Source organism: Streptomyces sp. NRRL F-6676 (assembly GCF_000725625.1).
Lineage (GTDB): Bacteria > Actinomycetota > Actinomycetes > Streptomycetales > Streptomycetaceae > Streptomyces.
The window spans coordinates 66,201-88,145 of the sequence record NZ_JOHS01000002.1 but is presented as its reverse complement, the minus strand read 5'-3'; the positions used below and the strand labels follow the sequence as shown (position 1 = coordinate 88,145).

Here is a 21,945-nt window from a genome sequence, read left to right as displayed (position 1 = left end):
CCAGGCGTACGCCGACTTCCGCCACACCCGTAACCTGCGAGCCACTTCCGGTGGTCGAGGGCGACACGGTCCGACGTGACTTTCGTCAACTGGCAGAAGTCATCGTTTCAGCAACCCCGCCGAGGGATACTGAGAGCCCAGCACAGACAGCACGGCACCGGTGACCGGCCGGACCGCAACGCCATCAACGCCTGCGACTCCCCCGACCGTTACCATTGCGCCGCTGACCGTTGGGGTTGTTCCGGTGACCGTTTGTCCCGTTTCCTGCCCCCGCGTTTCTGCTCGGCTGCGCCTGCGACGCGCGAAGTGCGGCATCGTTTCGCAACATCTGTGCAGCGAAATGGCCCAGCAACGGTTGGACACCATTGTTCTGTACCTGTACGTCCTCGAAGGCTCCATCCAACTGCTGCGCCGTAGGAAACAGAGCTATCGGCTCACCTGCCTCGGTTTGGCCGACCACCCTGTCCAGAGGCATATTCATTCGCTCGTACGCCCACGCCGCATATGTTTCATACAGACGTTGCTGCTGGTCCGGTGCCAACTGGTCCGCCTGGCGTTCACTCATCCACGTCTGGACCAGATCTTGCGCATCTTGGTCCCGCGCGTTCAAGACATTGTCCACTTGCTCAGAGAACTGCGTGCCGATCGCTATCCAGAGGTTCGTAGCCAGATCGTGATACTCTGATGCCTGCGTGAACGCATCGTATCGACGGTTCGAAGGACGCTCATCAAGTCGACGCCCCGCGTCGACGACTGCATTCCTGGTCGAATTGAATGCGTTCGCCGCCGCAACAGCCTCTTCGAAAAGCTCCGCCATCTCATCTACCATTGGATTCGCGCGAAAATAAACCCTGGCGTCGCGTGCCTCATTGCTCACGATCAACTGCCCCACATGAGCGAGGCCCTGTTGCTGTGCGTCATCGTAATGATTCGACGGCAGGCCGCCAGCAGCTTCCCTGATGCCATCGAAATTGGTCTCGTCGCTGGACGTACTACCGGGCATTAGCCTCTCACTTTCCTTGTCATCTGCCATCGCGGACGACCGTGAGGCTTCGGGTGTTCCGCCCGACATCCAGGCCCGCCGTTTCCGTCGCCCGCATACACAGAACAACGCTGAAAAGACAGGACTGGTTCAGCTCAACTCGGGTCAAGGAGATACGGTCAAGGACGTGGCCTCCTCCTGGGTGACCACGCCGATCAGACGGCTCCCGCACAAGGACCTCACCGCGACGCAGCGAACGATCAACCGGGCCCTGTCAGCGGCACGAGCACCTGTCGAACGGAACATCGCGAGGTTGGAGTCCTGGAGCATCTTCCGCAGAACTCGCTGCGGTCCCAACCGAATGACCGTCATCGCCGCCGCCGTCCTCACCCTGGAGAGGCAACGCTGAAACCCTTCCTGCTGGAGGCTTCTCGTCCTCGGGCTCGGACGGCACCTCGACCACCGCCAGGACGTCGAGGCACGAGTAGCTGTTCCCGCGCCGTTCGGCATCGAAGCCGACGACCGTCAGGTCAGGAGCCGCGTCGTTCTCCCCGGGGAACGTCACGAGCACGTCGCCGAAGACGCGCTCACGCGCGATACCGGCGGCCTTGACCGCGTCCTTAACGTCGGAGACGGTCCAGTCCTGCTCCGGACTCCGCGGGGTCATGATCACCCTTCCGTCGAAGACCCTCGACCTTGTAGCCCTCGGGGATGCCGCCTCGCTCGATCAGGTCGTTCATGACAGTCACAGCAGCTCACCTCCTCCTGGCATTGTGGCCGGGCGGGCCCGCAGCCCGCAGCCCGCAGCCCGCAGCCCGCACTGCTCAACGCGTCACGCGGTCGCCAGGTCGCACCACACGTACTTGCCCCGGTCGCCCTCCGTGGACAGGGGGTACCAGCCCCAGAGGTCCGCGCAGGCGCGGACGAGGGTGAGGCCGCGGCCCGCCTCCAGGTCGGCCGCGCGGTCCGCCGCCGTCGCGTCCACCGGCTCGGGCGGGCGCGGGTCCGTGTCCCACGTCCCGATCCGCAGCACCCCCGCCGACCACCGCACCCGCAGCGCCGCCGGCCCCTTGGTGTGCCGTACGGCGTTGGACACCAGCTCCGCCGCGAGCAGCTCGGCGACGTCGACGAAGCGGATCAGTCCGTGCAGGGTGAGGATGAGGCGGAGGGTACGACGGCTGACGGTGACGGCGCGCGGGTCGTTGGGGATGTACAGCGAGTACTCCCAGGTTCCGTTCTCGGGCATGCGTGAACTCCGTTCGGTGGAGCGAGGGTGAGTGTCGCGCGGCTCCCGGACGGTGGCATGCCTCAGCCGTCGTGGCAGGACGGATCGGTGCGCTTCCGGATATTCCGGTGATTCCGCAGCGTGTGCGTCGCGTCACCGACGGTAGGACCTTAATTTAGGACCGCGCAAGTCGTTGCCGTAATCTTCCCCCTGAACGAGTCACCCGTCACGGGTACTTGAGGGGCGAGGAGGACGTCATGCCGCGTCGACGGCAACCCACCGCACGCCAGGTGCGACTGGGCACCGAGCTGCGGAAACTTCGTGAGGCAGCAGGCTTGAAGGCGCGCGAGGCAGCGGCTCTGCTCGGAGCCGATTCCGTCCAGATGAGCCAGATCGAGGCGGGCATCGCGGGCGTGAGCGAGGAGCGCGTACGACGCCTCGCCGCGCAGTACTGCTGTACGGACACGGAGTTGGTCAACGCGTTGGTTGCCATGGCGACGGACCGGACGCGGGGGTGGTGGGAGGAGTACCGGGGCCTACTGCCAGAGGCATTCCTCGACCTCTCCGAGGTGGAGCACCATGCCACGTACCGGTGGGACGTGGACTCGCTGTACATCCCCGGCCTGTTGCAGACCGAGGACTATGCGCGAGCCGTCTTCGGGGACCGGATCCCGGCGCTGCCTGCCGATGACCTGGACCTGCGGGTACGGCACCGGATGCAGCGCAAGGTGATCCTCGAACGGCCCTCGCCCGCCACGTTCGAGGCGGTCCTGCACGAAGCGGCGCTGCGCATCAGGGTCGGTAACCGTGCCGCCTCCCGGGCCCAACTGGCCCATCTCCTCGAGTTGTCCGAAGCCGATCACGTGACCGTGCGGGTGATCCCCTTCGACCTGGACGGAGTCACCGGAGCGGGCAACGTCATGATGTACGCGGGAGGGACCGTTCCCCGGCTGGACACCGTCGTACGCGATGCTCCCCACGGTGCGATGCTCGTCGACGCGGAAGCGCAACTCGGTGCCTTCCGCGCACACTTCCGTAAGGCGGAGGCACTGGCACTCGACCCCGAACGGTCGCAGGACTTCATCCACGCACTGAAGAAGGAGCTCTGAGAACCCTCATGGCAACGACCCCCGACAACTGGCAGAAGTCGTCCTTCTCCGCCGGCGGCGACGGCAACAACTGCCTCGAACTCGCCGCCACCCCCATCACCCTCCACCTCCGCGAAAGCGACGAACCGGACGTGCGGCTCAGCACTACGCCCGTCGCCCTCGCCCGGCTCCTGCGGCGCATACGCGCGGCCGGGGCGTGAGCCGGGGGCGCGCTCAGCCCAGCCTTTTCGCCTGGGCCTTCGCCAGGGCGACGGGGAAGGTGAAGTCCGAGCCGTCCAGGGTGCCGAAGTCGATCGCGCTGAAGTAGGCCAGCGTGCTGCCCTCGCGGAAGACGAACGCCTTCATCGGGGCCGTGCCGCCGTCCTCTTCCAGCGTCGCGGTGAACCCGAGGGGATCGTCGCCCACCCGCGGCGACGTGTCCTCGGTGATCTTCGTGAAGCGCGATTCCGTGTCCTGCTGCGTCCCGGTGAAGCCGTCGGGACACGCCGTCACGGCCTTTTTCAGCCGCGTTAGGGCCGCCCTGGCGCCCTCGACGTCGTCGTAGGACGCCAGGGTGATCACCACGACCGAGGCGGGGGCGTCGGGCGAGGAGTGGGCGTTGAGCTCCGCGACCGCCCAGCGCTGGGCGGTCGCCGCCGGGCTCCCCACGGCGACCGAAGACAGTGCCAGCCCCAGGGGCCGGCACTGCTTCCGGTCCGTGCCGACCTGATCCTCCGTGACTACCATGGACGTGCCCGGCTTGGAGATGAAGAAGCCCTTCACCTCCCTCTTCCCCAGCGACCTCTTCTCCAGTTCGCGCGCGCTCAGCGGTCCGGACGGCGCCGAGGTCGTCGCCCTGGTGCCGGAACCGTCGGCCCTGCCGGGACCGGAAGCGGAACCCGAACCGGGGCCCGAACCCGAGTCACCGCACGCGGTGAGCAGGGTGAGGGGCAGAACGGTCAGGACGGCCAGGGCCGTGCGTACGGCGGGTGTGTGCATACGGGCTGCGTCTGCTTTCGGGAGGCCCTCGTTTTCCTCAACCCAGCTTCTTCGCCTGCGTCTCCACCAGGACCGTCGGGAACTCGAAGTCCCCGCCCTTCATCAGGGACGCGGGGTTGACGCTGCTCACGTACGTCACCGTCGTGCCCGTGCGGAAGGCGGCGACCTTCATCGGGCCGGGCTTCGGCATGCCCTCCTGCTGGACCGCGGCCGTGAAGGCGATGGCGGCGTCGCCCGCCTTCGGGGCCGTGTCGGCGGTGACCTTCGTGATCTTCTGCTCGGTGCCCATCGCCGTGTACGTGTAGCCGGCCGCGCAGGCCGTCACGCTCTTGCCGATCGAGGTCAGCGCCTTCGTCGCGGCGGCCTCGTCGGCGTAGGAGGCGAGGGTGACCACGGACGTCGTCGTGTCGAACGCGGCGTCCACCGCGGCGTCGACATCGTCCTTCGCCACGTCGCCGGACGGCGCCTTCTTCTTGCCCGTCGCACGGCGCTGCGCCGTCGCCGACGGGTCGTCGAGGGCGACACCGGAGAGCGAGCGGCTCAGCGGCTCGCAGTCGTCCCGGTCCGACGTCACCTTGTCCGCGGTGACTTTCTCCTCCTTGGTCACCTCGCTGACCAGGAAGCCCTTCACGTCGGCCGAGGCCAGCACCTTCGCGTCCAGGTCGGCCGCGCTCAGCGGCCGGGCCGCCGCGGCGGCCGGTGCCTTCGAGTCGTCGGACGACGAGGTGTCGGAGGCGGAGTCCGTGCCGCCGCAGGCGGTGAGGAGGACGGCCGCGACAGCGGCGAAGGTCGCGGTCGCGGGCAGGGTGCGTCTGGGCAAGGGAGTGCCTCACCTTTCGTGAGCTCTTTTGAGAGAAGTTCAACAGATGATCGACAGGACTTTACTTGCGGCTTCACAGGAAACGCACCCGGGTACCCCGTCACCCCTGGTCGGCGCCGCACCCAACTCCCGGGAAACGCGCTCGCGAAGGCCCTGTGAAGGTCTCAGGCAAGAGTCCGAACAAAGGGGTTGACAGCTCACAGACTGCTAAGATCATCGCACGTTCAGTAGGCTGACGGCGCGTCACGTGTTGACCGCGCACGGGGGACAGTCTCTAGGGCCCCATCGCGAGGGGCAGCGACCATGGCCGGCCTGCGGGCCCGGGCCCACGGTCGCCCCTGTCGCGAGGCGACTTGAAGAGAGTCTCATGACGTCATTGATCCAGGACCCACTCCTGTGGGTCTTGCTGGCGGTACTTCTCGCCGCGGTCTTCGCGGTATTGAAGGCCCGCCGAACCAACATGGCACTCCGCAGACAGAACGAGAACCTGCGTGGCGCCCGGGACGGCCTCCAGGGAGAACGCAACCAGCTCTACACCGACTACGCCGCCCTGCGCACCCAGCACTCCGACGCCCTCGCGGAGGTGCGCCAGGACGCCGAGGCGGAGACCAAGGACGTACTGAAGTCCGCGATGCGCACCCTTCAGGTGCTCGCCGACGAACAGCAGCACGTCATCGACAAGGCACAGCGCAAGTACGGCGACGACTCCGAGATCCTCGCCGATCTGATGCTGGTGGACCACACCAACAGCCAGTTCAGCCGCCGCGCCCAGGGCATCGCGGTGCTGTGCGGCGGCTGGCTCGGCCGGCGCGAGACCCTCGCCTCGGTCTACGACGTGGCCCGCAGCGCCCAGGGGCGGATCAAGCACTTCGACCGCGTCCGCATCAACTCGCAGGTGAACATCTCGGTCGCGCCCAAGGCCGTGGAGCCCGTGGCGGTGGTCCTGGCCGAGCTGCTGGCCAACGCCACCAACTACAGCGCGCCCGGCACGCCCGTCGAGGTCAACATCCAGTCCGTGTCGGCCGGCGTCTGCGTGATCGTCGACGACGCGGGTCTCGGCATGAGCCAGGAGGAGAAGGACCGGGCCGCAGAGCTGCTCAGCCCCAAGGGGCCCGTCGCCATCACCGGCCTCGGCAATCCCCCCAAGTTCGGTTTCGCCGTCTCGGGGATGCTCGCCGCCCGCTACGGCTTCAAGGTGTCGGTCGACTCCGTATCCCCCTACGGCGGCGTACGTGCGGTGATTCTTCTGCCCGAGAACCTGCTGACCACCAACGCGCCCGAGCCGGAGGAGTCCGGGGCGGCCGGTTACGGCCACGCGGCCCAGCAGGCCGCGGTCCCGGGCCCCACACCCGTACCGGACCCGGAGCCGATGGCCCCGCCGCAGCGGCTGACATCGATGGCGAGCTCGGCCCACCACGCCGCCCCCGCCCGGCCGCTCGGCACCACGGCCGGCGGCCTGCCCAAGCGCCGCCGCATCAGCTCGGTCTCCGTCGTCCCGTTCCCCGTCGAGGAGACGGAGCGGGAGCCGGAGCCGGAACACGGCGGCCAGGTCACCGCCGCGCGCATCTCGGCGTTCGCGCGCGGCACGCAGCTCGGTCGGAACACCCCTGCCACGGAAGGACCCGAAGACCAGTGAATCCCGACCTGTCGTGGGTGCTGAACGACGTGCTCCAGGTGCGCGGCGCCCGGCACGCGATCCTCGTCTCGGCCGACGGCCTGCTCCTGGAGCGCTCCAGTGACATCGGCCGCGACGAGGCGGAGACCAACGCCGCCGCGATGAGCTCCATGCAGTCCCTGAGCCGGGCGGTGGCCCCGTTCGTGTCCGCCGGGAACGGCGTCTGGAAGCAGACGCTGATCGAGTACGACGGCGGCTGGATCTTCCTGATCGCCGCGGGCCAGGGCGCCTACCTCGCGGTCTCGGCGGCCCTCGACGTCGACATGGAGTCGATGTCGTTCCGGATGCAGCAGCAGGTGAGCGCCCTGGGCAAGGCGATGACCACACCGCCCCGCCAGAGCGCGGGTGCGGACGTATGACCAGGCCGGACGAGGAAGCCGCGGTCACCGGTCACTTCGTACGCTCCTACGTCATCACCGGCGGCCGGCGCCTGCCGGAGGCGGACGAGCTGTCCCTGCACACCCTGGTGACGCTCGCCCCCGACGCCGAGCTGCCGCTCGGCGCGTCCCCGGAGGTGCGCGAGATCTGGGAGCTGTGCGCGGGGGGCTACCTGGCCGTGGCCGAGGTCTCCGCCCACCTCGGGCTGCCCGTCGGAGTGGCCCGGCTGCTGCTGACCGATTTATTCGAACAGGGCCATCTGCTGCGCCGCGCCGCACCGCCGCGCGCGCAGCTCGTCGACCGAGAAACCATCGAGAAGGTGCTGCATGGACTCCAAACCCGTTATGGATGAGCACCGCGTGGACGATCCCCGCGACACCCGCAGCACCCACGCCGGCCGCAACCCGGGCATCTACGTCTCCGACGCGGTGACCACGACCGCCAAGATCCTCGTCGTGGGACACTTCGCCGTGGGCAAGACCACCCTCATCGGCTCGCTGTCGGAGATCACCCCGCTGCGCACCGAGGAGAAGATGACGGAGGCGTCCACCCAGGTCGACGACCTGCGCGGCGCGCCGGACAAGGTGACCACCACCGTGGCACTGGACTTCGGCCGGCTCACCCTCAGCGACGAGCTGGTGCTCTATCTGTTCGGCACGCCCGGCCAGCAGCGGTTCATGCAGCTGTGGGAGGACATGGCGCGCGGCGCGCTGGGCGCGCTGATCCTGGTGGACCCGTCCCGGCTCGCCGACTCCTTCCCCGTCATCGACCTGGTGGAGAAGTACGGCCTGGAGTACGCCATCGCCGTCAACTCCTTCGATCCGGACGCGCAGTTCGGCAAGGAGGAGATCCGCGAGGCGCTCGACCTGCTCCCGGACACCCCCGTCGAGTACTGCGACGCCCGGGACCAGCGCTCCTCCGCCCACGCGCTGATCGCTCTCGTCCAGCACCTGCTCAGCCGGGCGTCCTGAACACCCCCCGAACCTTTTCCGCCCCAGAAGGAACACCCTCATGGACCACCAGCCACCGGCCGGCGCCTCCGGCTCCGCCTCCAGATGCCCGATGCACGGCGCCGACTTCGCGGCCGACCCGCACCTGGTCTACGACCAGCTGCGCGCCCAGGGCCCGGCCGCCCCCGTCGAGCTCGCGCCCGGCGTCAACGCCACCCTGGTCACCGGGTACGAGACCGCCCTGCGCGTCCTTCAGAGCCCGCAGCTCTTCGTCCGGGACTCGCGGCGCTGGAAGGACCTCAACGAGGGCCGCATATCCCTGGACAGCCCCGTCCTGCCGATGATGGCGTACCGGCCCAACTGCCTGTTCACCGACGGCGCCGTGCACCTGCGGCTGCGCAAGGCGGTCACCGAGAGCCTGGACCGGCTGAACATCACCCGCATCCGCCGGGACGTCGAGCCGATCGCCGCCTATCTCATCGACCAGTTCAGCGAGCGCGGCCGGGCCGACCTGCTGCACGACTACGCCAAGCTGCTTCCGCTGCTGCTGTTCAACAAGCTGTTCGGCTGCCCGGCCGGCATCGGCGACCGGCTGACCGGCGCGATGGCCGCGCTGTTCGAGGCGCAGGACCCGAACGAGGCGCTGCGCGCCAACGAGGAGCTCAACGCCTCCCTGATGGAGCTGATCGCGCTCAAGCGGCGCGAGCCGGGCGACGACATGACCTCCTGGCTGATCCAGCACGGGGCGGGGCTGACCGACGAGGAGCTCAAGGACCAGCTGGTGATGCTGATGGGCGCCGGCATCGAGCCGGAGCGCAACCTCATCTCCAACACCCTGCTCACGCTGCTCACCGAGGCCTCCTCCGGCCGCGGCACCGGCATGCTGATCGAGGAGGCGCTCGACCACGTCCTGTGGAACGACCCGCCGATCGCCAACTACGCCACGCACTTCCCGGTGCAGGACGTCGACCTCGGCGGCACGGTCGTGGAGGCCGGCTCCCCGGTCGTGATCAGCTTCGCGGGTGCCAACACCGACCCGGCGCTGAAGGAGGCCCGGCAGGCGCGCAGCGCGGGCGCCCACCTGGCCTGGGGTGCCGGGCCGCACGCCTGCCCCGCCAAGTCGCCGGCCCAGGTGATCGCGGTGGCGGCGGTCGAGGCGATCCTCAACGCCCTGCCCGACCTTCAGCTCGCGGTGCCCGCCGGGCGGTTGGAGTGGCGGCCGGGCCACTTCCACCGGGCGCTCGTGGCGCTGCCGGTGCGGTTCAGCCCGACGCCCGCGACCCGGGTGGCGGCGGCTCTGGGCAACGGCGGCGGGACGGCGTCCCGGCCGGCCCCGGCCGAGCAGCCGCTGCGGGCCCCTGCCGCGCCGGCGGCCCCGCGTCCGGCGGAGCCGCAGCGCACGGCCCGCAAGGGCGGCTTCTGGAGCACGTTCCTGGACCTGTTCCGGGTGTGACGCCGGTGTGCCGCCGGCGTGACGCCCGCGCGATGACGGTGCGAGGGCGGCGTGACGGCGAGGCGGCGGTGCGGGGTTCCGGAGCGAGGGGGCGCGGCTCCGGAGCACCGCACCGGGTGAGCGTATGTGTGCTCCTGTGAACATCCTTTGACCGACTATGGACGATGACGATCGCCAGAAGTCCACAATGTGCCACGGAATGTGACAGGAGCAACACGCAGCGGCGCATGCCGACGGTATGGGGAGGGGTAGGTTCCGCCGGTACGGGTAACGCGCTGCCCACCCGAAGGAGCTTCCCGTGTCCGCCGTCGGTGACATACCCCGTCCCACCGTCGACCGCCGAACCGTCCTTTCCGTACTCCGACGGCTCCGCTCACCCGAAGGACAGAGCAATCCCCTCCCGCTCTGGGAGGAGTTCCGCGCGCTGGGCGATGTCGTCCCCGCTCCCTGGGGCGGCTACTTCGTCACCGGCTACGACGTCTGCAACCAGGTGCTGCGCGACCGCTCCTGGCACGTGCCCGACTTCGCCTGGCAGGACCGGCAGCCCGAACCGGGCCGCTGGGGCGCCGCCGCCACCCGCGAGATGGGCGGCACCCTCTCCCGGCTCAACGCCCCCGAGCACACCTGCCAGCGCCGCGCCCTGGGCAACCCCTTCGACCGGACCACGCTCCAGGACCTGACCCCCGTCGTGGCCGGACACGTCGAGGACCTCCTCGACGACCTGGAGGACCGGCTGGCGACCGACGGCGAGGCCGACTTCCTCACCACCGTCGCCGAACGGCTGCCCATCCGCACCGTCGGCCACTGGCTGGGTCTGCCCCCGGAGGACCACGCGCGCATCGTCGATTTCGCGCACCGCCAGGTCTTCGCCCAGGAACTGACGCCCACCAGGAGCGAGTTGGAGGTCTCGGCCGAGGCCACCGCCGAGATGCGCGCCTACTTCACCGAGCTGATCGCCCGTCGCCGCGCCGACCCGGGCGACGACGCGCTCTCCGGCTGGATCCGCCACTGGGACGCCGCCTGCCCGGACGACCCGGCCACCGCCGACCACGTCCTCTACCACCTGACCATGTTCATCACCATCGCCTCCATGGAGACCACCGCCACCACCATGGCCAACGCGGTCTGGCTCCTCGGCGAGGACCCCGCACGGTGGGCCTGGCTGCGCGAGCACCGCGAGTTCGTCGACGGGGCGGTCGAGGAGACCCTGCGCTACGACCCGCCGGTGCACCTCACCTCCCGGTACGCCGCCGAGGACACCGAACTGGCCGGGGTGCCCATGCCCCGGGACACGATGGTCCACGTGCTCTACGGCGCCGCCGCGCACGACCCGCGCCGCAACCCCGACCCCGGCACCTTCGACCCCACCCGGGCCGCGGCGCACCTCAGCTTCGGCGGGGGTGCGCACTACTGCCTGGGCGCGGCGCTGGCCCGGCTGGAGATCCGCACCCTGCTGGCCCGGCTGCTGGAACGGTTCCCCACGCTGCGGCCGGTCTCGGCGCCCGCCTACGCGCCCCGGATGGTGTTCCGGCGCGTGACCTCCCTGAAAGTGACGTTGCCGAAAGTGACCCCCGTGGAAGCGACCGCATGAACTCCCCAGTACCTCCGGGCCCCCCGGTGCCCGAGACCGTCCTGCTCAAGACCCTGCGGGTGCAGCAGAGCGGGGCCGTGCTCTCGATCGAGCTGAACACGCCCGACGACGGCAATCTCGTCACCGACCAGATGCTCGACGATCTGCTGACCGTGCTCGACGGCCAGGATCCCGGCGTCCGGGTGGTCGTCCTGTCCGGCGCGGGCGAGGACTTCTGCCTCGGCGGTGACCGGGCCGAGCTGGCCGGGCACCTGGCCGACGACCCCGGCGGCGCCGGGGTGCGCGCCTACGGCACCCGGGCGCGGCGGGTCTGCGAGGCGCTGACCGGGAACCCGGCGGTCACCGTAGCCGCGGTGCACGGCCGGGTGATCGGGGCGGGGTTCGCGCTCGCCCTCGCCTGCGATCTGCGGGCCGGGGCCGACAACGCGACGTTCCGGCTCCCGGAGCTGGCGCTCGGGGTGCCGGCCGCGTGGGGCGGACTGCTGCCGCGGCTGCTCAGCGAGGTGGGGCCCGCGCGGGCGCGGGAACTGGTGCTGACGGGGCGGGAGTTCGGGGCGGAGGAGGCGGCTTCGCTGTCGGTGCTGCAACGGGTGGTGCCGTGGGCGGAGCTGGATGCGGCGGTGGCCGCGTGGGCGCGGCCGGTGGTGCGGCGGCCGGGGGGTGCGTTGCGGGTGACGAAGGCGTTGCTGAACGCGTACGGGGTGGGGTCGCGTCTTGCCGACGCGACCGGGTTGGACGCGGAACTGTTGGCTTCCGTGCTCGCGGCCGACCAGTACGGTGCGGGTCGGCGCACGGGGCATCTGCTGTAGGGCGCCTCGGAGCTCGGGGGGTTCGGGTTCGTTGGCGGCTGCGGCCGGGTTTTTCCCGCCCCCGCCGCCCCTACCCTTCCCGTCCCTTCAAGGGGCTCCGCCCCTTGGACCCCGACACGGGGCTTCGCCCCGTTTTGCGCAGTTCCCCGCGCCCCTTTTAGGGGCGCGGGGAACTGCGCGACCAGCCACGATCCACCCGCAGTCGCCGACGGACCCGCATCCCCGAGCTCCGAGGCACCCTCACCGGTCGACAGGGCCGGCCCTGTCCAGCAACCCCGTGCGCGCGGCCAAGGCCGCCGCCTCCAGGCGGCTGCCCACGCCCAGTTTCATCAGGACCCGCTGCACATGCGTGCGGGCCGTGCTCGGTGCTATGCCCATGCCCGCCGCGATCAGCCGCGTGTCCTCGCCGTCGGCGACACGGACCAGCACCTCCACCTCGCGGGGCGTCAGCATCGCGAGCAGCCGCTGGCCCTCGTCGTCCGGCTGGGCGGCGGGGTTGAGGAGCTCGGCGAACGCCCCCTGCAACAGCTGCGGCGCCACCGCCGCCTCCCCCGCCCGCGCCTTCATGATCGCCCGCTCGACGGCCTCGATCCGCTCGTCGTGCCGTACATAGCCGGACGCGCCGGCCGCGAACGCCGCCGCGATGCCGCGCGGATTCGGCACCGGACCCAGTACCAGCACCGCCACCTGCGGGCGCTCCCGCTTGATCCGGGCCACCGGGTCGAACGCGCCCGGTTCACCCGGCGCGGCCGTCCCCAGCAGGCACACCTCGGGGGCGCGGGTGATCACCAGCTCCGCCGCCCCCGCGGCGGGCGCCGCCGCGGCGAGCACCCGGTGCCCGCGCAGTTTCAGCGCCGAGGCCAGCGCCTCGGCCAGCAGCCGGTGGTCGTCGACCACCATCAGCCGCACTCCCATCGAGCAACCCCCCAGTCACCCCAGTCCCCCAACGGATGCCCACTGTGGATGCCCATCGATCCCCCGCGGGAGGAAGAACCCCGCTCGGCAACCCCGTTCTGTCTGCTCCCGGAAGCTACACGCTTGTTCGACGTTGCGCTCCCCCTGGCGCTCAGAACTGCCCGGTTTGCCGAAATCCCTCCCCCGCGGGGGGCCGGCACGGTAGGCGGAGAACGCACGAAAGCCCCGCCCCTCGACGGGGGCGGGGCCCGGCGCACGCGCTGCCGCGCGCGCCTCGCGTGCTACTTGGCGCCGAAGCCGAGCGCCGTGTACTCCTTCTCGTCCGCCGAGTACGGCCGGCTGACCAGATCCTTGCCGAGGAAGAGCCGGCCGTCGGTGTAGAGCATCTCGGAGGTCTTCGGGACCATGCTGCTGATCGCGTCGATCACCGACTCCGAAGCCGGGGTCTCCAGGAGCTTGGTCTCCTTCAGCGACGTGCCGTCGACCGAGACGACCTGGGCGCCCTTGTCGTAGGGGCCGTCTTTGAAGGCGAGGACGTTGTCGCCGTCCATGCGGATCGGGAAGATGTCGTAGCCGTCACCGGCGTCGATCTTGTCGCCGGTGGTCTTCCCCGTGGCCAGCGAGAACGCGATGATCTCGTTGGTCCGGCTGAAGTCGCCCGAGCCGTCGTGCTGCTTGGTCGGCACGTACAGCTTGTCGTTGCCGACCGCGATGGCGTGGCAGTCCTCGACCATGTTCACGCCGCAGTCGTGCTCGTACTTGCCGTCCGCGAGCGTGATCTTCGTGCGCAGCTCGCCCTTGTCGTCCAGCGAGAAGACGTCCGTGACGCCGCTCGCGGTGATCTCACCGGAGTCCACGCCGAAGACGACGGGCTTGGTGGAGATGACCTTGGCGTTGTCGATGCCCGCGGGCAGCTTGTACTCCCACTTCACGGCGCCCGACTTGGAGTTGAGGAGCTGCACGGAGTAGCGCTCGTTGCCGTAGTCGCCGCACTTGCGCACGGCCACCAGCTGCTCGCCGCCCGCGTAGCCCTCGTCCTCGCAGTTGCCGACCTTGGGCTGCCACAGCACCTTGCCGGAGGCGAGGTCGAAGGCCGCGCCGCCGTTGTACCCGCCGCCGACGGCGAGGGTGGTGGCGGAGATGGTGGCCTCCTTGAACTGCACCTCCGTGCCGCTCACCTCGATGTGCTTGCTCCACAGCTTCTTGCCGGTGGCCACCTCGAACGCCGTGATCTCGGTGCAGGGGTGGTAGTCCTTGGCGTTCTTCCGCTTCGCGGACTCGCTGATGACCGCGGCGATCCCGTCCGAACTGGTCGTACGGGTGCCGGCGCAGGTCTGGCCGGGCAGGTCCAGCGTCCACTTGGTGTCGCCGGAGTCCGCGTCGTGGCCGACGATCTTGTTGACGGCGGCCTTGGCGTAGACGGAGTCGGTCAGCCAGGAGCCGGCGACGCTGTCGATCTCGTCCTTGTTGGTGATCTTCGGCGCGGGCAGCTGGAAGAGGACCTTGGCGGACGGGTTCGCGGGCGCCTTCTCGCCGCCCTTGCTCCCGCCGCTGCCGCCGGTGGAGCCGTCCTCGCCCTTGCCGCCGCCCTTGCCGCCGGAGGAGCCGGAGGCGGTGTTCTTGTCGTCGTCGCCCCCGCCGGAGGTGGCGTAGATGACGCCGCCGCCGACGATCAGCGCGATCGCGGCGACCGCCGCGACGACGATCCACAGCATGTTCCGGTTCCTGCCGCTGCCCGGCTGCGGCTGCATCGGCACGGTGGGCGGCTGGTAGCCGCCGTAGCCGGGCTGCTGGCCCGGGTAGCCGTACCCCGGCTGCGGCTGGCCGTAGCCCTGCTGTCCGTACGCCTGCTGCCCGTACTGCTGCTGCCCGTACGGCGCCTGCGGCTGACCCGGGTAGCCGTAGCCGGGCTGGGGCTGCTGGGGCGGGGCGGGCTGCGGGTAGCCGTACCCCGGGGCCGGCTGCGGGTAGCCGTAGCCGGGGCCCTGCGGAGGCGTGGGCGGGGGCGGCGGCGTCTGGCCCGGCGGGGCCGCCGGGGGCGCGCTCGGCGGAGCCGGCGGAGGGGCCGCGGGCGGGGTGGCCGGCGGCGTCTGGGGCGCGCCGAAGCCGCCCGCCGGCGGGGGCTGCGGGGCGCCGAAGCCCTGCGGGGACGGTGCCTGCGGGGCGCCCGGCGGCGGACCCTGGGGCGCCTGGGGTGCGCCGAAGCCCGGGGGCGCGGGCGGCGGCGGGCTCTGCGGGGCCGGGGCGGAAGCGGGGGCCTCGGGAGTCCCGGAGGCACCGGGAGCGCCGGAGGTACCGGGAGCCTCGGGGGTACCGGGGTCCTTCTTCAGCGGGTCCTGCGGGGCACCGGAGTCCCCCGACGGCGGCTGGTTCGGCGGCGGCGGGAGCGGCGGCTGGCTCATGGTGTGGATTTCCTCATGGGTACGGACGACGGGGACGACAGGGGACGGCGACGGGGTCCGCGGGACCTCAAGGGCCCGCGCGGACCGCTCACTTGCCGTAGGCGAGCATCAGCTTCTGCTTGGCCTCGTTGCTCCCGGTGAGCCGGGCCGTGGAGAGGTAGAAGCGGCCGTCCACGTAGTCGATGTCGCGGGAGTAGAAGCCGTTCTCGATCTCGGCGGTGCCCTGCGGGTTCTGGAGCAGCGTGCTCGGCTTGTGGCTGCCGCCGCCCGTCGCCACGGACACCACCCGGCCGCCGGCCTCGTACGTCGGCTCGACGTAGGCGAGCAGCTTCCCGCCCTCCGTCCGCATCGGCAGCATGGAGGCCGCGGCCGGGGACTTCACCCGCCACTTCTCCTTGCCGGAGTCCAGGCCGATCGCGACGATCTCGTTGGCGCCGGTCTTGGCCTCGGTCGGCAGATAGAGGGTGTCGTCGTCGGCCGCGACGCCGGTGCAGCCCTGGAGGTCACGTTCGAGGATGGCCCAGCCGCACTCGGGGGCGAAGGACTCGTCCACGTCCACCTGGGAGCGCACCGAGCCGTCGTCCTTGAGAGCGGAGATGTTCCACTTCTTGTGGTCCTCGTCGGTGAGGTACAGCACCAACGGGTCGACGGAGTACGTCCGCGCGACCGACCAGCCCTTGGGGATCTTCTTCGTCCACTCGGCCTTGCCGGTCTTCGGGTTCAGCTGCTGCACCTCGTCGTGCTCGCCCGACGTGGTGGCAGCGCAGGAGGAGACGGCGATCAGCTTCGGGCCGCCCGCGAACGCCGAGGGGAAGCAGGCGGAGCCGTACTTCTTCTTGTCCCACAGCTTCTTGCCGGAGTGCACGTCGTACGCCGTGCCGGACTGCGAGCGGCCGACCATCAGCGTGTCGCCGGTGAGGGCCAGTTCGAGCGAGAGCGTGCTGTCGAACAGATCGCCCTCGGCGACCTTCGCGCTCCAGCCCTTCTTGCCGGTGGTGAGGTCCACCTGCTGGAGCTGGTTGCACGTGGCGTTGTCGCTGACGCCGTTCATGTAGGCGACGACGACCTTGTTGTCGTCGGTCTTCTGGTGCGTCACCGCGCAGATCTTCTGCGGGAAGGTGATCGGGTCCCAGGAGGCGTCGCCGGTGCCGACGTCGTAGGCCACCAGTTCCTTGTAGACCGCCTTGACGGCCGTCTTGTCGGTGATCCACATGCCGGGGGCGTCCGCGCCGTCGCCCGGTGCCTTGGGGGCGGACTTGTACCAGAGGACCTTCGCCTCGCCGTCCTTGCGGCCCTCGTTGAGGTTCTCCGGGTCCTCGCCGCCGGCGCCGCTGCCGTCGCCCTTGTCGACGGGGGCGTCGCTCGCGGTGGCCGTCGCCGTGCCGCTCTTGTGGGCGACGGGCTTCTTGTCGTCGTCACCGCCGCCGCCGCTGGTGACGGCCCAGACCGTGCCGCCGACGAGCAGCAGCACCGCCACGGCGGCGCCGACGATCATCGCGGGCTTCCCCTTGAAGGGGTTCCGGCCGCCGCCGGGCGGGGGCGTGGGCGCGCCGGGGAAGTTCGGCGGCTGCTGCGGGTAGCCGTAGCCGGGCTGTGGCGCGGTGCCGTAGGGGCCGGGCTGGGCGGGGGCGTTGTACGGTCCCGGCTGCGCGTACGGCCCGGGTTGGGCGTACGGTCCCGGCTGCTGGGGCGGGGTGGCGCCGCCGTACGGCCCCGGCTGCGGCTGGGGCGCGTAGGGCCCGGCCGGCTGCTGCGGGTAGCCGTACCCGGGCTGTGGTGGCGTCTGCGGCGGGGTGGGCGGTGCCTGCGGAGGCTGGGGCGGGGGCGCGGGGGTCGCGCGCGGGTCCTGCGGGGCGCCGAAGCCGCCCTGCGGGGGCGGCGGTTGCTGTCCCTGCGGTGTGCCGTGGCCGCCCTGCGGCGGCGGATCCGTCGGCTGAGTCATCAGCGCCTTCCCCCCTGTTTCACCGCGTGAGGCCGAGCCCGACAGCGATCGTTTCCCGCCACAGCAGTGCTTCTCAGACGATTCTCAGTCCGGCCCTTTCTATCACCGCCCTACGACAACGCGACGTCCCGGTCACCCCCTGTTCCCGGAGGAGGACCGGTCCGTGATGGTGTCGTTACGCGCCTTCACCGAGCGGACACGAAGCGTGCACGCGAGGAACGAACCCCGCCCTCACGCCTCCTCGGCCAACTCCAGCCAGCGCAGCTCGAGCTCCTCGCGCTGACCGCCGAGGTCACGCAACTCCGCATCGAGCTCGGCGACCTTGGCGAAGTCCGTCGCGTGCTCGGCGATCGCCGCGTGCAGCGCCTTCTCCTTGTCGGAGACCCGGTCGAGCTGCCGCTCGATCTTCTGCAACTCCTTCTTCGCCGCGCGGGCGTCCGCCGCGGAGACGGTCCTGCCCGCGCCCTCCGCCGAGGAGGCGGGCGCCGGCGCGGGAGCCGACGCGGCCTCCGCCGCGCGCTCCATGCGCTCGCGCCGCTCCAGGTACTCGTCGATCCCGCGCGGCAGCATCCGCAGCGCGCCGTCGCCGAGGAGGGCGAACACCCGGTCGGTGGTGCGCTCGACGAAGAACCGGTCGTGGGAGATGACGACCATGGAGCCGGGCCACCCGTCGAGCACGTCCTCCAGCTGCGTGAGGGTCTCGATGTCGAGGTCGTTGGTGGGCTCGTCGAGGAACAGCACGTTGGGCTCGTCCATCAGCAGCCGCAGCAGTTGCAGCCGGCGCCGCTCACCGCCGGACAGGTCGCCGACGGGCGTCCACTGCTTCTCCTTGTTGAAGCCGAAGGTCTCGCAGAGCTGACCGGCGGTCAGCTCGCGGCCCTTGCCCAGCTCGACGCGCTCGCGCACCTGCTGCACGGCCTCCAGGACCCGCAGATCGGGGCGGAGTTCGGCGACCTCCTGGGAGAGGTAGGCCAGCTTCACCGTCTTGCCGACGCGGATGCTCCCGCCGGCCGGCTGGGTCTCGCCCTCGGTCACGGCGGCGTCGGCCATGGCGCGCAGCAGGGAGGTCTTGCCGGCGCCGTTGACGCCGACGAGGCCGATGCGGTCGCCGGGGCCGAGCTGCCAGGTGACGTGCTTGAGCAGCACCTTGGGCCCGGCCTGCACGGTGACGTCCTCGAGGTCGACGACGGTCTTGCCGAGCCGGGAGGAGGCGAACCGCATCAGCTCGGAGGTGTCGCGGGGCGGCGGCACGTCCTTGATCAGCTCGTTGGCGGCCTCGACGCGGAAGCGGGGCTTGGACGTCCGCGCGGGCGCCCCGCGCCGCAGCCAGGCGAGCTCCTTGCGGACGAGGTTCTGCCGCTTGGTCTCCTCGGTGGCGGCGATGCGCTCGCGTTCGGCGCGGGCGAAGACGTAGTCGGAGTAGCCGCCCTCGTACTCGTAGACCGTGCCCTTCTGCACGTCCCACATGCGGGTGCAGACCTGGTCGAGGAACCAGCGGTCGTGGGTGACGCAGACGAGCGCGGAGCGCCGGGCCCGGAGGTGGCGGGCGAGCCAGGCGATGCCTTCGACGTCGAGGTGGTTGGTGGGCTCGTCGAGGACGAGCAGGTCCTGCTCCTCGATGAGCAGCTTGGCGAGCGCGATGCGGCGGCGCTCACCGCCGGAGAGCGGGCCGATGACGGTGTCCAGGCCCTGCGGGAAGCCGGGCAGGTCGAGCCCGCCGAACAGTCCGGTGAGGACGTCGCGGACCTTCGGGTTGCCCGCCCACTCGTGGTCGGCCAGGTCGCCGATGACCTCGTGCCGGACGGTGGCGGCGGGGTCGAGCGAGTCGTGCTGGGTGAGCACGCCGAGCCGCAGCCCCCCGGAGTGCGTGACCCGCCCGGTGTCGGCCTCCTCCAGTTTGGCGAGCATCCGGATCAGGGTGGTCTTGCCGTCGCCGTTGCGCCCGACGACCCCGATCCGGTCCCCCTCGGACACCCCGAGGGAGACCCCGTCGAGCAGCGCACGCGTGCCGTACACCTTGCTGACGGACTCGACATTGACGAGGTTGACGGCCATTTCACTCCTGAACGGGGACATGATCGAAGGTGGCTCGACCAGCCTTCAAGCGTAGGGCCTGCGGGGGTGGCGACGGAGCGCCCGGGTGGGGTGACTCACCGTGACGCCCGGTCGTCTCCGCGCGTCCGCTACAGCACCGTCGCCCCCGGCGCCGGCGCTGTCGTGACGCGGGCGGTGCGGCAGGTGGCGGAGGCGGTCAGGGCGTGGGCCACCTTCGTGGCCGTGTCCGCGTCCGGGGTGAGGAAGGCCGTGGTCGGGCCCGAGCCGGAGACCAGGGCCGCCAGGGCGCCGGCCGCGCGGCCGGCCGTGAGGGTGTCGGCGAGGGAGGGGCGCAGGGAGAGGGCGGCGGGCTGGAGGTCGTTGGTGAGGGTGGTGGCCAGGGCCGTGGCGTCGCCCTTGGCCAGGGCGGACAGCAGGGCTTCGGAGGCCACCGGTTCCGGGACGTCCGTGCCCACCGTCAGGCGGTCGAACTCGCGGTAGACCGCCGGGGTGGAGAGTCCGCCGTCGGCGACCGCGAAGACCCAGTGGAACGTGCCGCCCACCTCGACGGGCCGCAGCCTCTCCCCGCGTCCGGTGCCGAGCGCCGCACCGCCGACCAGGCTGAACGGCACGTCGCTGCCCAGTTCGGCGCAGATGGCGAGGAGTTCCTCGCGGGGGGCGTGGGTGCCCCAGAGCGCGTCGCAGGCCACGAGCGCGCCGGCCGCGTCCGCGCTGCCGCCCGCCATGCCGCCGGCGACCGGGATGTCCTTGGCGAGGTGCAGATGGACGGCGGGCTCGACGCCGTACCGCTCCGCGAGGGCGAGGGCGGCGCGGGCGGCCAGGTTCGTGCCGTCCAGGGGGACCTGGTCGGCGTCCGGGCCCTCGCAGGTCAGGCGCAGCGCCGGGGCGGGGGTCGCGGTGACCTCGTCGTGGAGGCCGACGGCGAGGAAGACGTTGGCGAGGTCGTGGAACCCGTCGGGGCGGGCGGCGCCCACCGCGAGCTGGACGTTGACCTTGGCGGGGACGCGGACGGTGACGCTCACGGGGTGCCGGGCTCCTTGTGCGGGGCGTGATCCTTCGGGGTGTGCGGGGCGTTTTCCGCGATGCGCGCGAACTCCTCCACCGTCAGGGACTCGCCGCGCGCCTGCGGCGAGACACCGGCGGCGAGCAGCGCGGCCTCCGCGTCCGCCGCGGACCCGGCCCAGCCGGCGAGGGCGGCGCGCAGCGTCTTGCGGCGCTGGGCGAAGGCCGCATCGACGACGGAGAAGACGTCGGCCTTGGCGGCGGTCGTCCTGACCGGCTCGGTGCGGCGGGTGAGGGAGACGAGCCCGGAGTCGACGTTCGGCGCGGGCCAGAAGACACTGCGCCCGATCGCGCCGGCCCGCCTGACCTCCGCGTACCAGTTGGCCTTGACCGAGGGCACGCCGTACACCTTGGAGCCGGGCCCGGCGGCGAGCCGGTCGGCGACCTCGGACTGCACCATCACCAGGGTGCGCTCGATGCTCGGGAACGTGTCGAGCATGTGCAGCAGCACGGGCACGGCCACGTTGTACGGCAGATTGGCGACGAGCGCGGTCGGGGCGGGCCCCGGCAGTTCGGTGACCCGCAGGGCGTCGGAGTGCACGAGCGCGAAACGGTCGGCGCGCTCGGGCATCCGAGCGGCGACGGTGGCGGGCAGCGCGGCGGCGAGCACGTCGTCGATCTCGACGGCGGTGACGCGGTCGGCGGCCTCCAGCAGGGCGAGGGTGAGCGAGCCGAGCCCGGGTCCCACCTCCACGACGACGTCCGCCGGCCGTACCTCGGCGGTCCGGACGATGCGCCGCACGGTGTTGGCGTCGATGACGAAGTTCTGCCCGCGCTGCTTGGTGGGCCGCACGCCGAGCGCGCCCGCGAGTTCGCGGACGTCGGCGGGCCCGAGGAGGGGGTCGGAGGGGGAGGGGTTGCTCACGGCGACAAGGGTACGGGGCGGGCACCCGGGCGAGGGGCGCGCGCCGGGTGGGCGCGTGCGACCGGTGGCGCCCCATGCGGGGGCAAAGCGACGACGCGGTCGTGCAAAGGGCCAGGTAACCGCCGGGCGCACCCGGCAACGAAGCGGTCAAAACGGGGCCAACCTTCGACAGGTTCCGTGCCCCGGCACGGCCCCCGGGCATCCACTGGAACGAGGGACGGCACCCCGTCCCACGCCCACGGCGGCCGCCATCCGCCGGGCGCTTGTCCCCGGACAAGGCAAGAGGAGCCGGCATGACAGAGTTCGCAGGGCGCACCGGCGGCACGGGCGCCCGCGCCACCGACGTCGTCCACGAGTCGTACTCGTTCGCCTGCATGCGCTGCGGGCACGGCTGGGAGCAGTCGTACGAGATAGAGCACCACCTCGACGCCGAGGGCACCATGTTCGTGACCTATGTGGCCGACGGCGCCGTCGTGCCGTCGCCGCTGTCCCACCCCAGCTGCCAGAACTGCGGCGGCCAGGTGCTGCGGATCATGCGTCCCGGCCGGGTCTCGTCGGCGCAGCGGCCGATGTACGGGCAGCAGCGCCGGCCCGCCCGCGCGGCCGTCCCCCGCCAGGAGACGGGGGTCCCCGACGTGCCGGCCACCGTCGGCGCGGCCGGGGAGCGCCGCCACTGGCACCTCTCCGACCTCCTGCACCTGTTCCAGCACCGGCCGAGCTGAGGGACCGAACGG

General features: G+C 71.3%; 20 protein-coding genes and 1 pseudogene. 11 read left to right on the top strand and 10 right to left on the bottom strand.

What is annotated here, in order from left to right:
* Window positions 1-184: 184 nt before the first annotated feature.
* A complete protein-coding gene (locus IO29_RS38365) occupies window positions 185-1,033 on the bottom strand; it encodes a hypothetical protein (protein WP_158709299.1) in 849 nt (282 codons plus the stop codon).
* Between the two features lie 139 nt (window positions 1,034-1,172).
* Between IO29_RS38365 and IO29_RS36165 the strand changes: the two are divergent.
* A pseudogene (locus tag IO29_RS36165) lies at window positions 1,173-1,391 on the top strand (transposase family protein); the annotation flags it as partial.
* Between the two features lie 423 nt (window positions 1,392-1,814).
* On the opposite strand, the gene IO29_RS02690 reads toward IO29_RS36165, so the two are convergent.
* Complete coding sequence (locus IO29_RS02690) at window positions 1,815-2,228, bottom strand: ATP-binding protein (RefSeq protein WP_030377446.1); 414 nt, start codon at window positions 2,226-2,228, stop codon at window positions 1,815-1,817.
* Between the two features lie 236 nt (window positions 2,229-2,464).
* On the opposite strand from IO29_RS02690, the gene IO29_RS02685 reads away from it, so the two are divergent.
* Both IO29_RS02685 and IO29_RS02680 read left to right on the top strand, forming a co-directional pair.
* Window positions 2,465-3,316: a helix-turn-helix domain-containing protein gene (locus IO29_RS02685; protein WP_030377445.1), complete on the top strand. Its 852-nt coding sequence runs from the start codon at window positions 2,465-2,467 to the stop codon at window positions 3,314-3,316.
* Window positions 3,317-3,324: 8 nt separating this feature from the next.
* Window positions 3,325-3,516 (top strand): DUF397 domain-containing protein, encoded by a 192-nt coding sequence (locus IO29_RS02680; protein WP_030377444.1) that lies wholly within the window; start codon window positions 3,325-3,327, stop codon window positions 3,514-3,516.
* A 13-nt stretch (window positions 3,517-3,529) separates the two neighbouring features.
* Here IO29_RS02680 and IO29_RS02675 read toward each other — a convergent pair whose 3' ends face one another.
* Entirely contained in the window at window positions 3,530-4,294 is a 765-nt protein-coding gene (locus IO29_RS02675; protein WP_030377443.1) for a sensor domain-containing protein, read from the bottom strand.
* Between the two features lie 37 nt (window positions 4,295-4,331).
* The gene (locus IO29_RS02670; protein WP_051707413.1) at window positions 4,332-5,114 is read right to left on the bottom strand and encodes a hypothetical protein; all 783 of its coding nucleotides are present in this window, start codon (window positions 5,112-5,114) and stop codon (window positions 4,332-4,334) included.
* A gap of 367 nt (window positions 5,115-5,481) precedes the next feature.
* On the opposite strand from IO29_RS02670, the gene IO29_RS02665 reads away from it, so the two are divergent.
* The 7 genes from IO29_RS02665 (at window position 5,482) to IO29_RS02635 (ending at window position 11,970) form a co-directional block, all read left to right on the top strand.
* On the top strand, window positions 5,482-6,750 hold the full coding sequence (locus tag IO29_RS02665; protein ID WP_030377441.1) for an ATP-binding protein: 1,269 nt from the start codon (window positions 5,482-5,484) through the stop codon (window positions 6,748-6,750).
* Complete coding sequence (locus IO29_RS02660; RefSeq protein ID WP_006143844.1) at window positions 6,747-7,148, top strand: roadblock/LC7 domain-containing protein; 402 nt, start codon at window positions 6,747-6,749, stop codon at window positions 7,146-7,148. The genes IO29_RS02665 and IO29_RS02660 overlap by 4 nt, the downstream gene beginning before the upstream one ends.
* Window positions 7,145-7,519: a DUF742 domain-containing protein gene (locus tag IO29_RS02655; RefSeq protein ID WP_006143845.1), complete on the top strand. Its 375-nt coding sequence runs from the start codon at window positions 7,145-7,147 to the stop codon at window positions 7,517-7,519. Before IO29_RS02660 ends, IO29_RS02655 begins: the two co-directional genes overlap by 4 nt.
* Window positions 7,512-8,138 (top strand): GTP-binding protein, encoded by a 627-nt coding sequence (locus tag IO29_RS02650; protein WP_033224882.1) that lies wholly within the window; start codon window positions 7,512-7,514, stop codon window positions 8,136-8,138. The genes IO29_RS02655 and IO29_RS02650 overlap by 8 nt, the downstream gene beginning before the upstream one ends.
* Before the next feature lie 40 nt (window positions 8,139-8,178).
* Window positions 8,179-9,570, top strand: coding sequence for a cytochrome P450 family protein (locus IO29_RS02645; protein ID WP_030377439.1), 1,392 nt, complete (start codon window positions 8,179-8,181; stop codon window positions 9,568-9,570).
* Window positions 9,571-9,868: 298 nt separating this feature from the next.
* Entirely contained in the window at window positions 9,869-11,161 is a 1,293-nt protein-coding gene (locus tag IO29_RS02640; RefSeq protein WP_051707412.1) for a cytochrome P450, read from the top strand.
* Window positions 11,158-11,970: an enoyl-CoA hydratase/isomerase family protein gene (locus IO29_RS02635; RefSeq protein WP_030377437.1), complete on the top strand. Its 813-nt coding sequence runs from the start codon at window positions 11,158-11,160 to the stop codon at window positions 11,968-11,970. Before IO29_RS02640 ends, IO29_RS02635 begins: the two co-directional genes overlap by 4 nt.
* Window positions 11,971-12,210: 240 nt before the next feature.
* Here IO29_RS02635 and IO29_RS02630 read toward each other — a convergent pair whose 3' ends face one another.
* The 6 genes from IO29_RS02630 to rsmA all read right to left on the bottom strand — a co-directional run bounded on the left by IO29_RS02630 (window position 12,211) and on the right by rsmA (window position 21,211).
* Window positions 12,211-12,885, bottom strand: coding sequence for a helix-turn-helix transcriptional regulator (locus tag IO29_RS02630; RefSeq protein ID WP_030377436.1), 675 nt, complete (start codon window positions 12,883-12,885; stop codon window positions 12,211-12,213).
* Between the two features lie 281 nt (window positions 12,886-13,166).
* Window positions 13,167-15,287: an outer membrane protein assembly factor BamB family protein gene (locus IO29_RS02625; RefSeq protein WP_078618063.1), complete on the bottom strand. Its 2,121-nt coding sequence runs from the start codon at window positions 15,285-15,287 to the stop codon at window positions 13,167-13,169.
* 88 nt (window positions 15,288-15,375) lie between these two features.
* Window positions 15,376-17,229: an outer membrane protein assembly factor BamB family protein gene (locus IO29_RS02620; protein ID WP_030377434.1), complete on the bottom strand. Its 1,854-nt coding sequence runs from the start codon at window positions 17,227-17,229 to the stop codon at window positions 15,376-15,378.
* A 231-nt stretch (window positions 17,230-17,460) separates the two neighbouring features.
* On the bottom strand, window positions 17,461-19,284 hold the full coding sequence (locus IO29_RS02615) for an ABC-F family ATP-binding cassette domain-containing protein (protein ID WP_030377433.1): 1,824 nt from the start codon (window positions 19,282-19,284) through the stop codon (window positions 17,461-17,463).
* A gap of 128 nt (window positions 19,285-19,412) precedes the next feature.
* The gene (locus IO29_RS02610; protein ID WP_030377432.1) at window positions 19,413-20,306 is read right to left on the bottom strand and encodes a 4-(cytidine 5'-diphospho)-2-C-methyl-D-erythritol kinase; all 894 of its coding nucleotides are present in this window, start codon (window positions 20,304-20,306) and stop codon (window positions 19,413-19,415) included.
* A complete protein-coding gene (gene rsmA, locus IO29_RS02605) occupies window positions 20,303-21,211 on the bottom strand; it encodes a 16S rRNA (adenine(1518)-N(6)/adenine(1519)-N(6))-dimethyltransferase RsmA (protein WP_051707411.1) in 909 nt (302 codons plus the stop codon). The genes IO29_RS02610 and rsmA overlap by 4 nt, the downstream gene beginning before the upstream one ends.
* A 293-nt stretch (window positions 21,212-21,504) precedes the next feature.
* Here rsmA and IO29_RS02600 point away from each other — a divergent pair, with 293 nt between their 5' ends.
* Entirely contained in the window at window positions 21,505-21,933 is a 429-nt protein-coding gene (locus IO29_RS02600) for a hypothetical protein (RefSeq protein WP_030377430.1), read from the top strand.
* Window positions 21,934-21,945: the final 12 nt, after the last annotated feature.

What these genes read in the sequence shown, in the direction of transcription:
- IO29_RS38365 (WP_158709299.1), bottom strand. Translation starts at nt 1,033, where the DNA reads ATGGCAGATGACAAGGAAAGTGAGAGGCTAATGCCCGGTAGTACGTCC.
- IO29_RS02690 (WP_030377446.1), bottom strand. Translation starts at nt 2,228, where the DNA reads ATGCCCGAGAACGGAACCTGGGAGTACTCGCTGTACATCCCCAACGAC.
- IO29_RS02685 (WP_030377445.1), top strand. Translation starts at nt 2,465, where the DNA reads ATGCCGCGTCGACGGCAACCCACCGCACGCCAGGTGCGACTGGGCACC.
- IO29_RS02680 (WP_030377444.1), top strand. Translation starts at nt 3,325, where the DNA reads ATGGCAACGACCCCCGACAACTGGCAGAAGTCGTCCTTCTCCGCCGGC.
- IO29_RS02675 (WP_030377443.1), bottom strand. Translation starts at nt 4,294, where the DNA reads ATGCACACACCCGCCGTACGCACGGCCCTGGCCGTCCTGACCGTTCTG.
- IO29_RS02665 (WP_030377441.1), top strand. Translation starts at nt 5,482, where the DNA reads ATGACGTCATTGATCCAGGACCCACTCCTGTGGGTCTTGCTGGCGGTA.
- IO29_RS02655 (WP_006143845.1), top strand. Translation starts at nt 7,145, where the DNA reads ATGACCAGGCCGGACGAGGAAGCCGCGGTCACCGGTCACTTCGTACGC.
- IO29_RS02650 (WP_033224882.1), top strand. Translation starts at nt 7,512, where the DNA reads ATGGATGAGCACCGCGTGGACGATCCCCGCGACACCCGCAGCACCCAC.
- IO29_RS02645 (WP_030377439.1), top strand. Translation starts at nt 8,179, where the DNA reads ATGGACCACCAGCCACCGGCCGGCGCCTCCGGCTCCGCCTCCAGATGC.
- IO29_RS02635 (WP_030377437.1), top strand. Translation starts at nt 11,158, where the DNA reads ATGAACTCCCCAGTACCTCCGGGCCCCCCGGTGCCCGAGACCGTCCTG.
- IO29_RS02630 (WP_030377436.1), bottom strand. Translation starts at nt 12,885, where the DNA reads ATGGGAGTGCGGCTGATGGTGGTCGACGACCACCGGCTGCTGGCCGAG.
- IO29_RS02625 (WP_078618063.1), bottom strand. Translation starts at nt 15,287, where the DNA reads ATGAGCCAGCCGCCGCTCCCGCCGCCGCCGAACCAGCCGCCGTCGGGG.
- IO29_RS02620 (WP_030377434.1), bottom strand. Translation starts at nt 17,229, where the DNA reads ATGACTCAGCCGACGGATCCGCCGCCGCAGGGCGGCCACGGCACACCG.
- IO29_RS02615 (WP_030377433.1), bottom strand. Translation starts at nt 19,284, where the DNA reads ATGGCCGTCAACCTCGTCAATGTCGAGTCCGTCAGCAAGGTGTACGGC.
- IO29_RS02600 (WP_030377430.1), top strand. Translation starts at nt 21,505, where the DNA reads ATGACAGAGTTCGCAGGGCGCACCGGCGGCACGGGCGCCCGCGCCACC.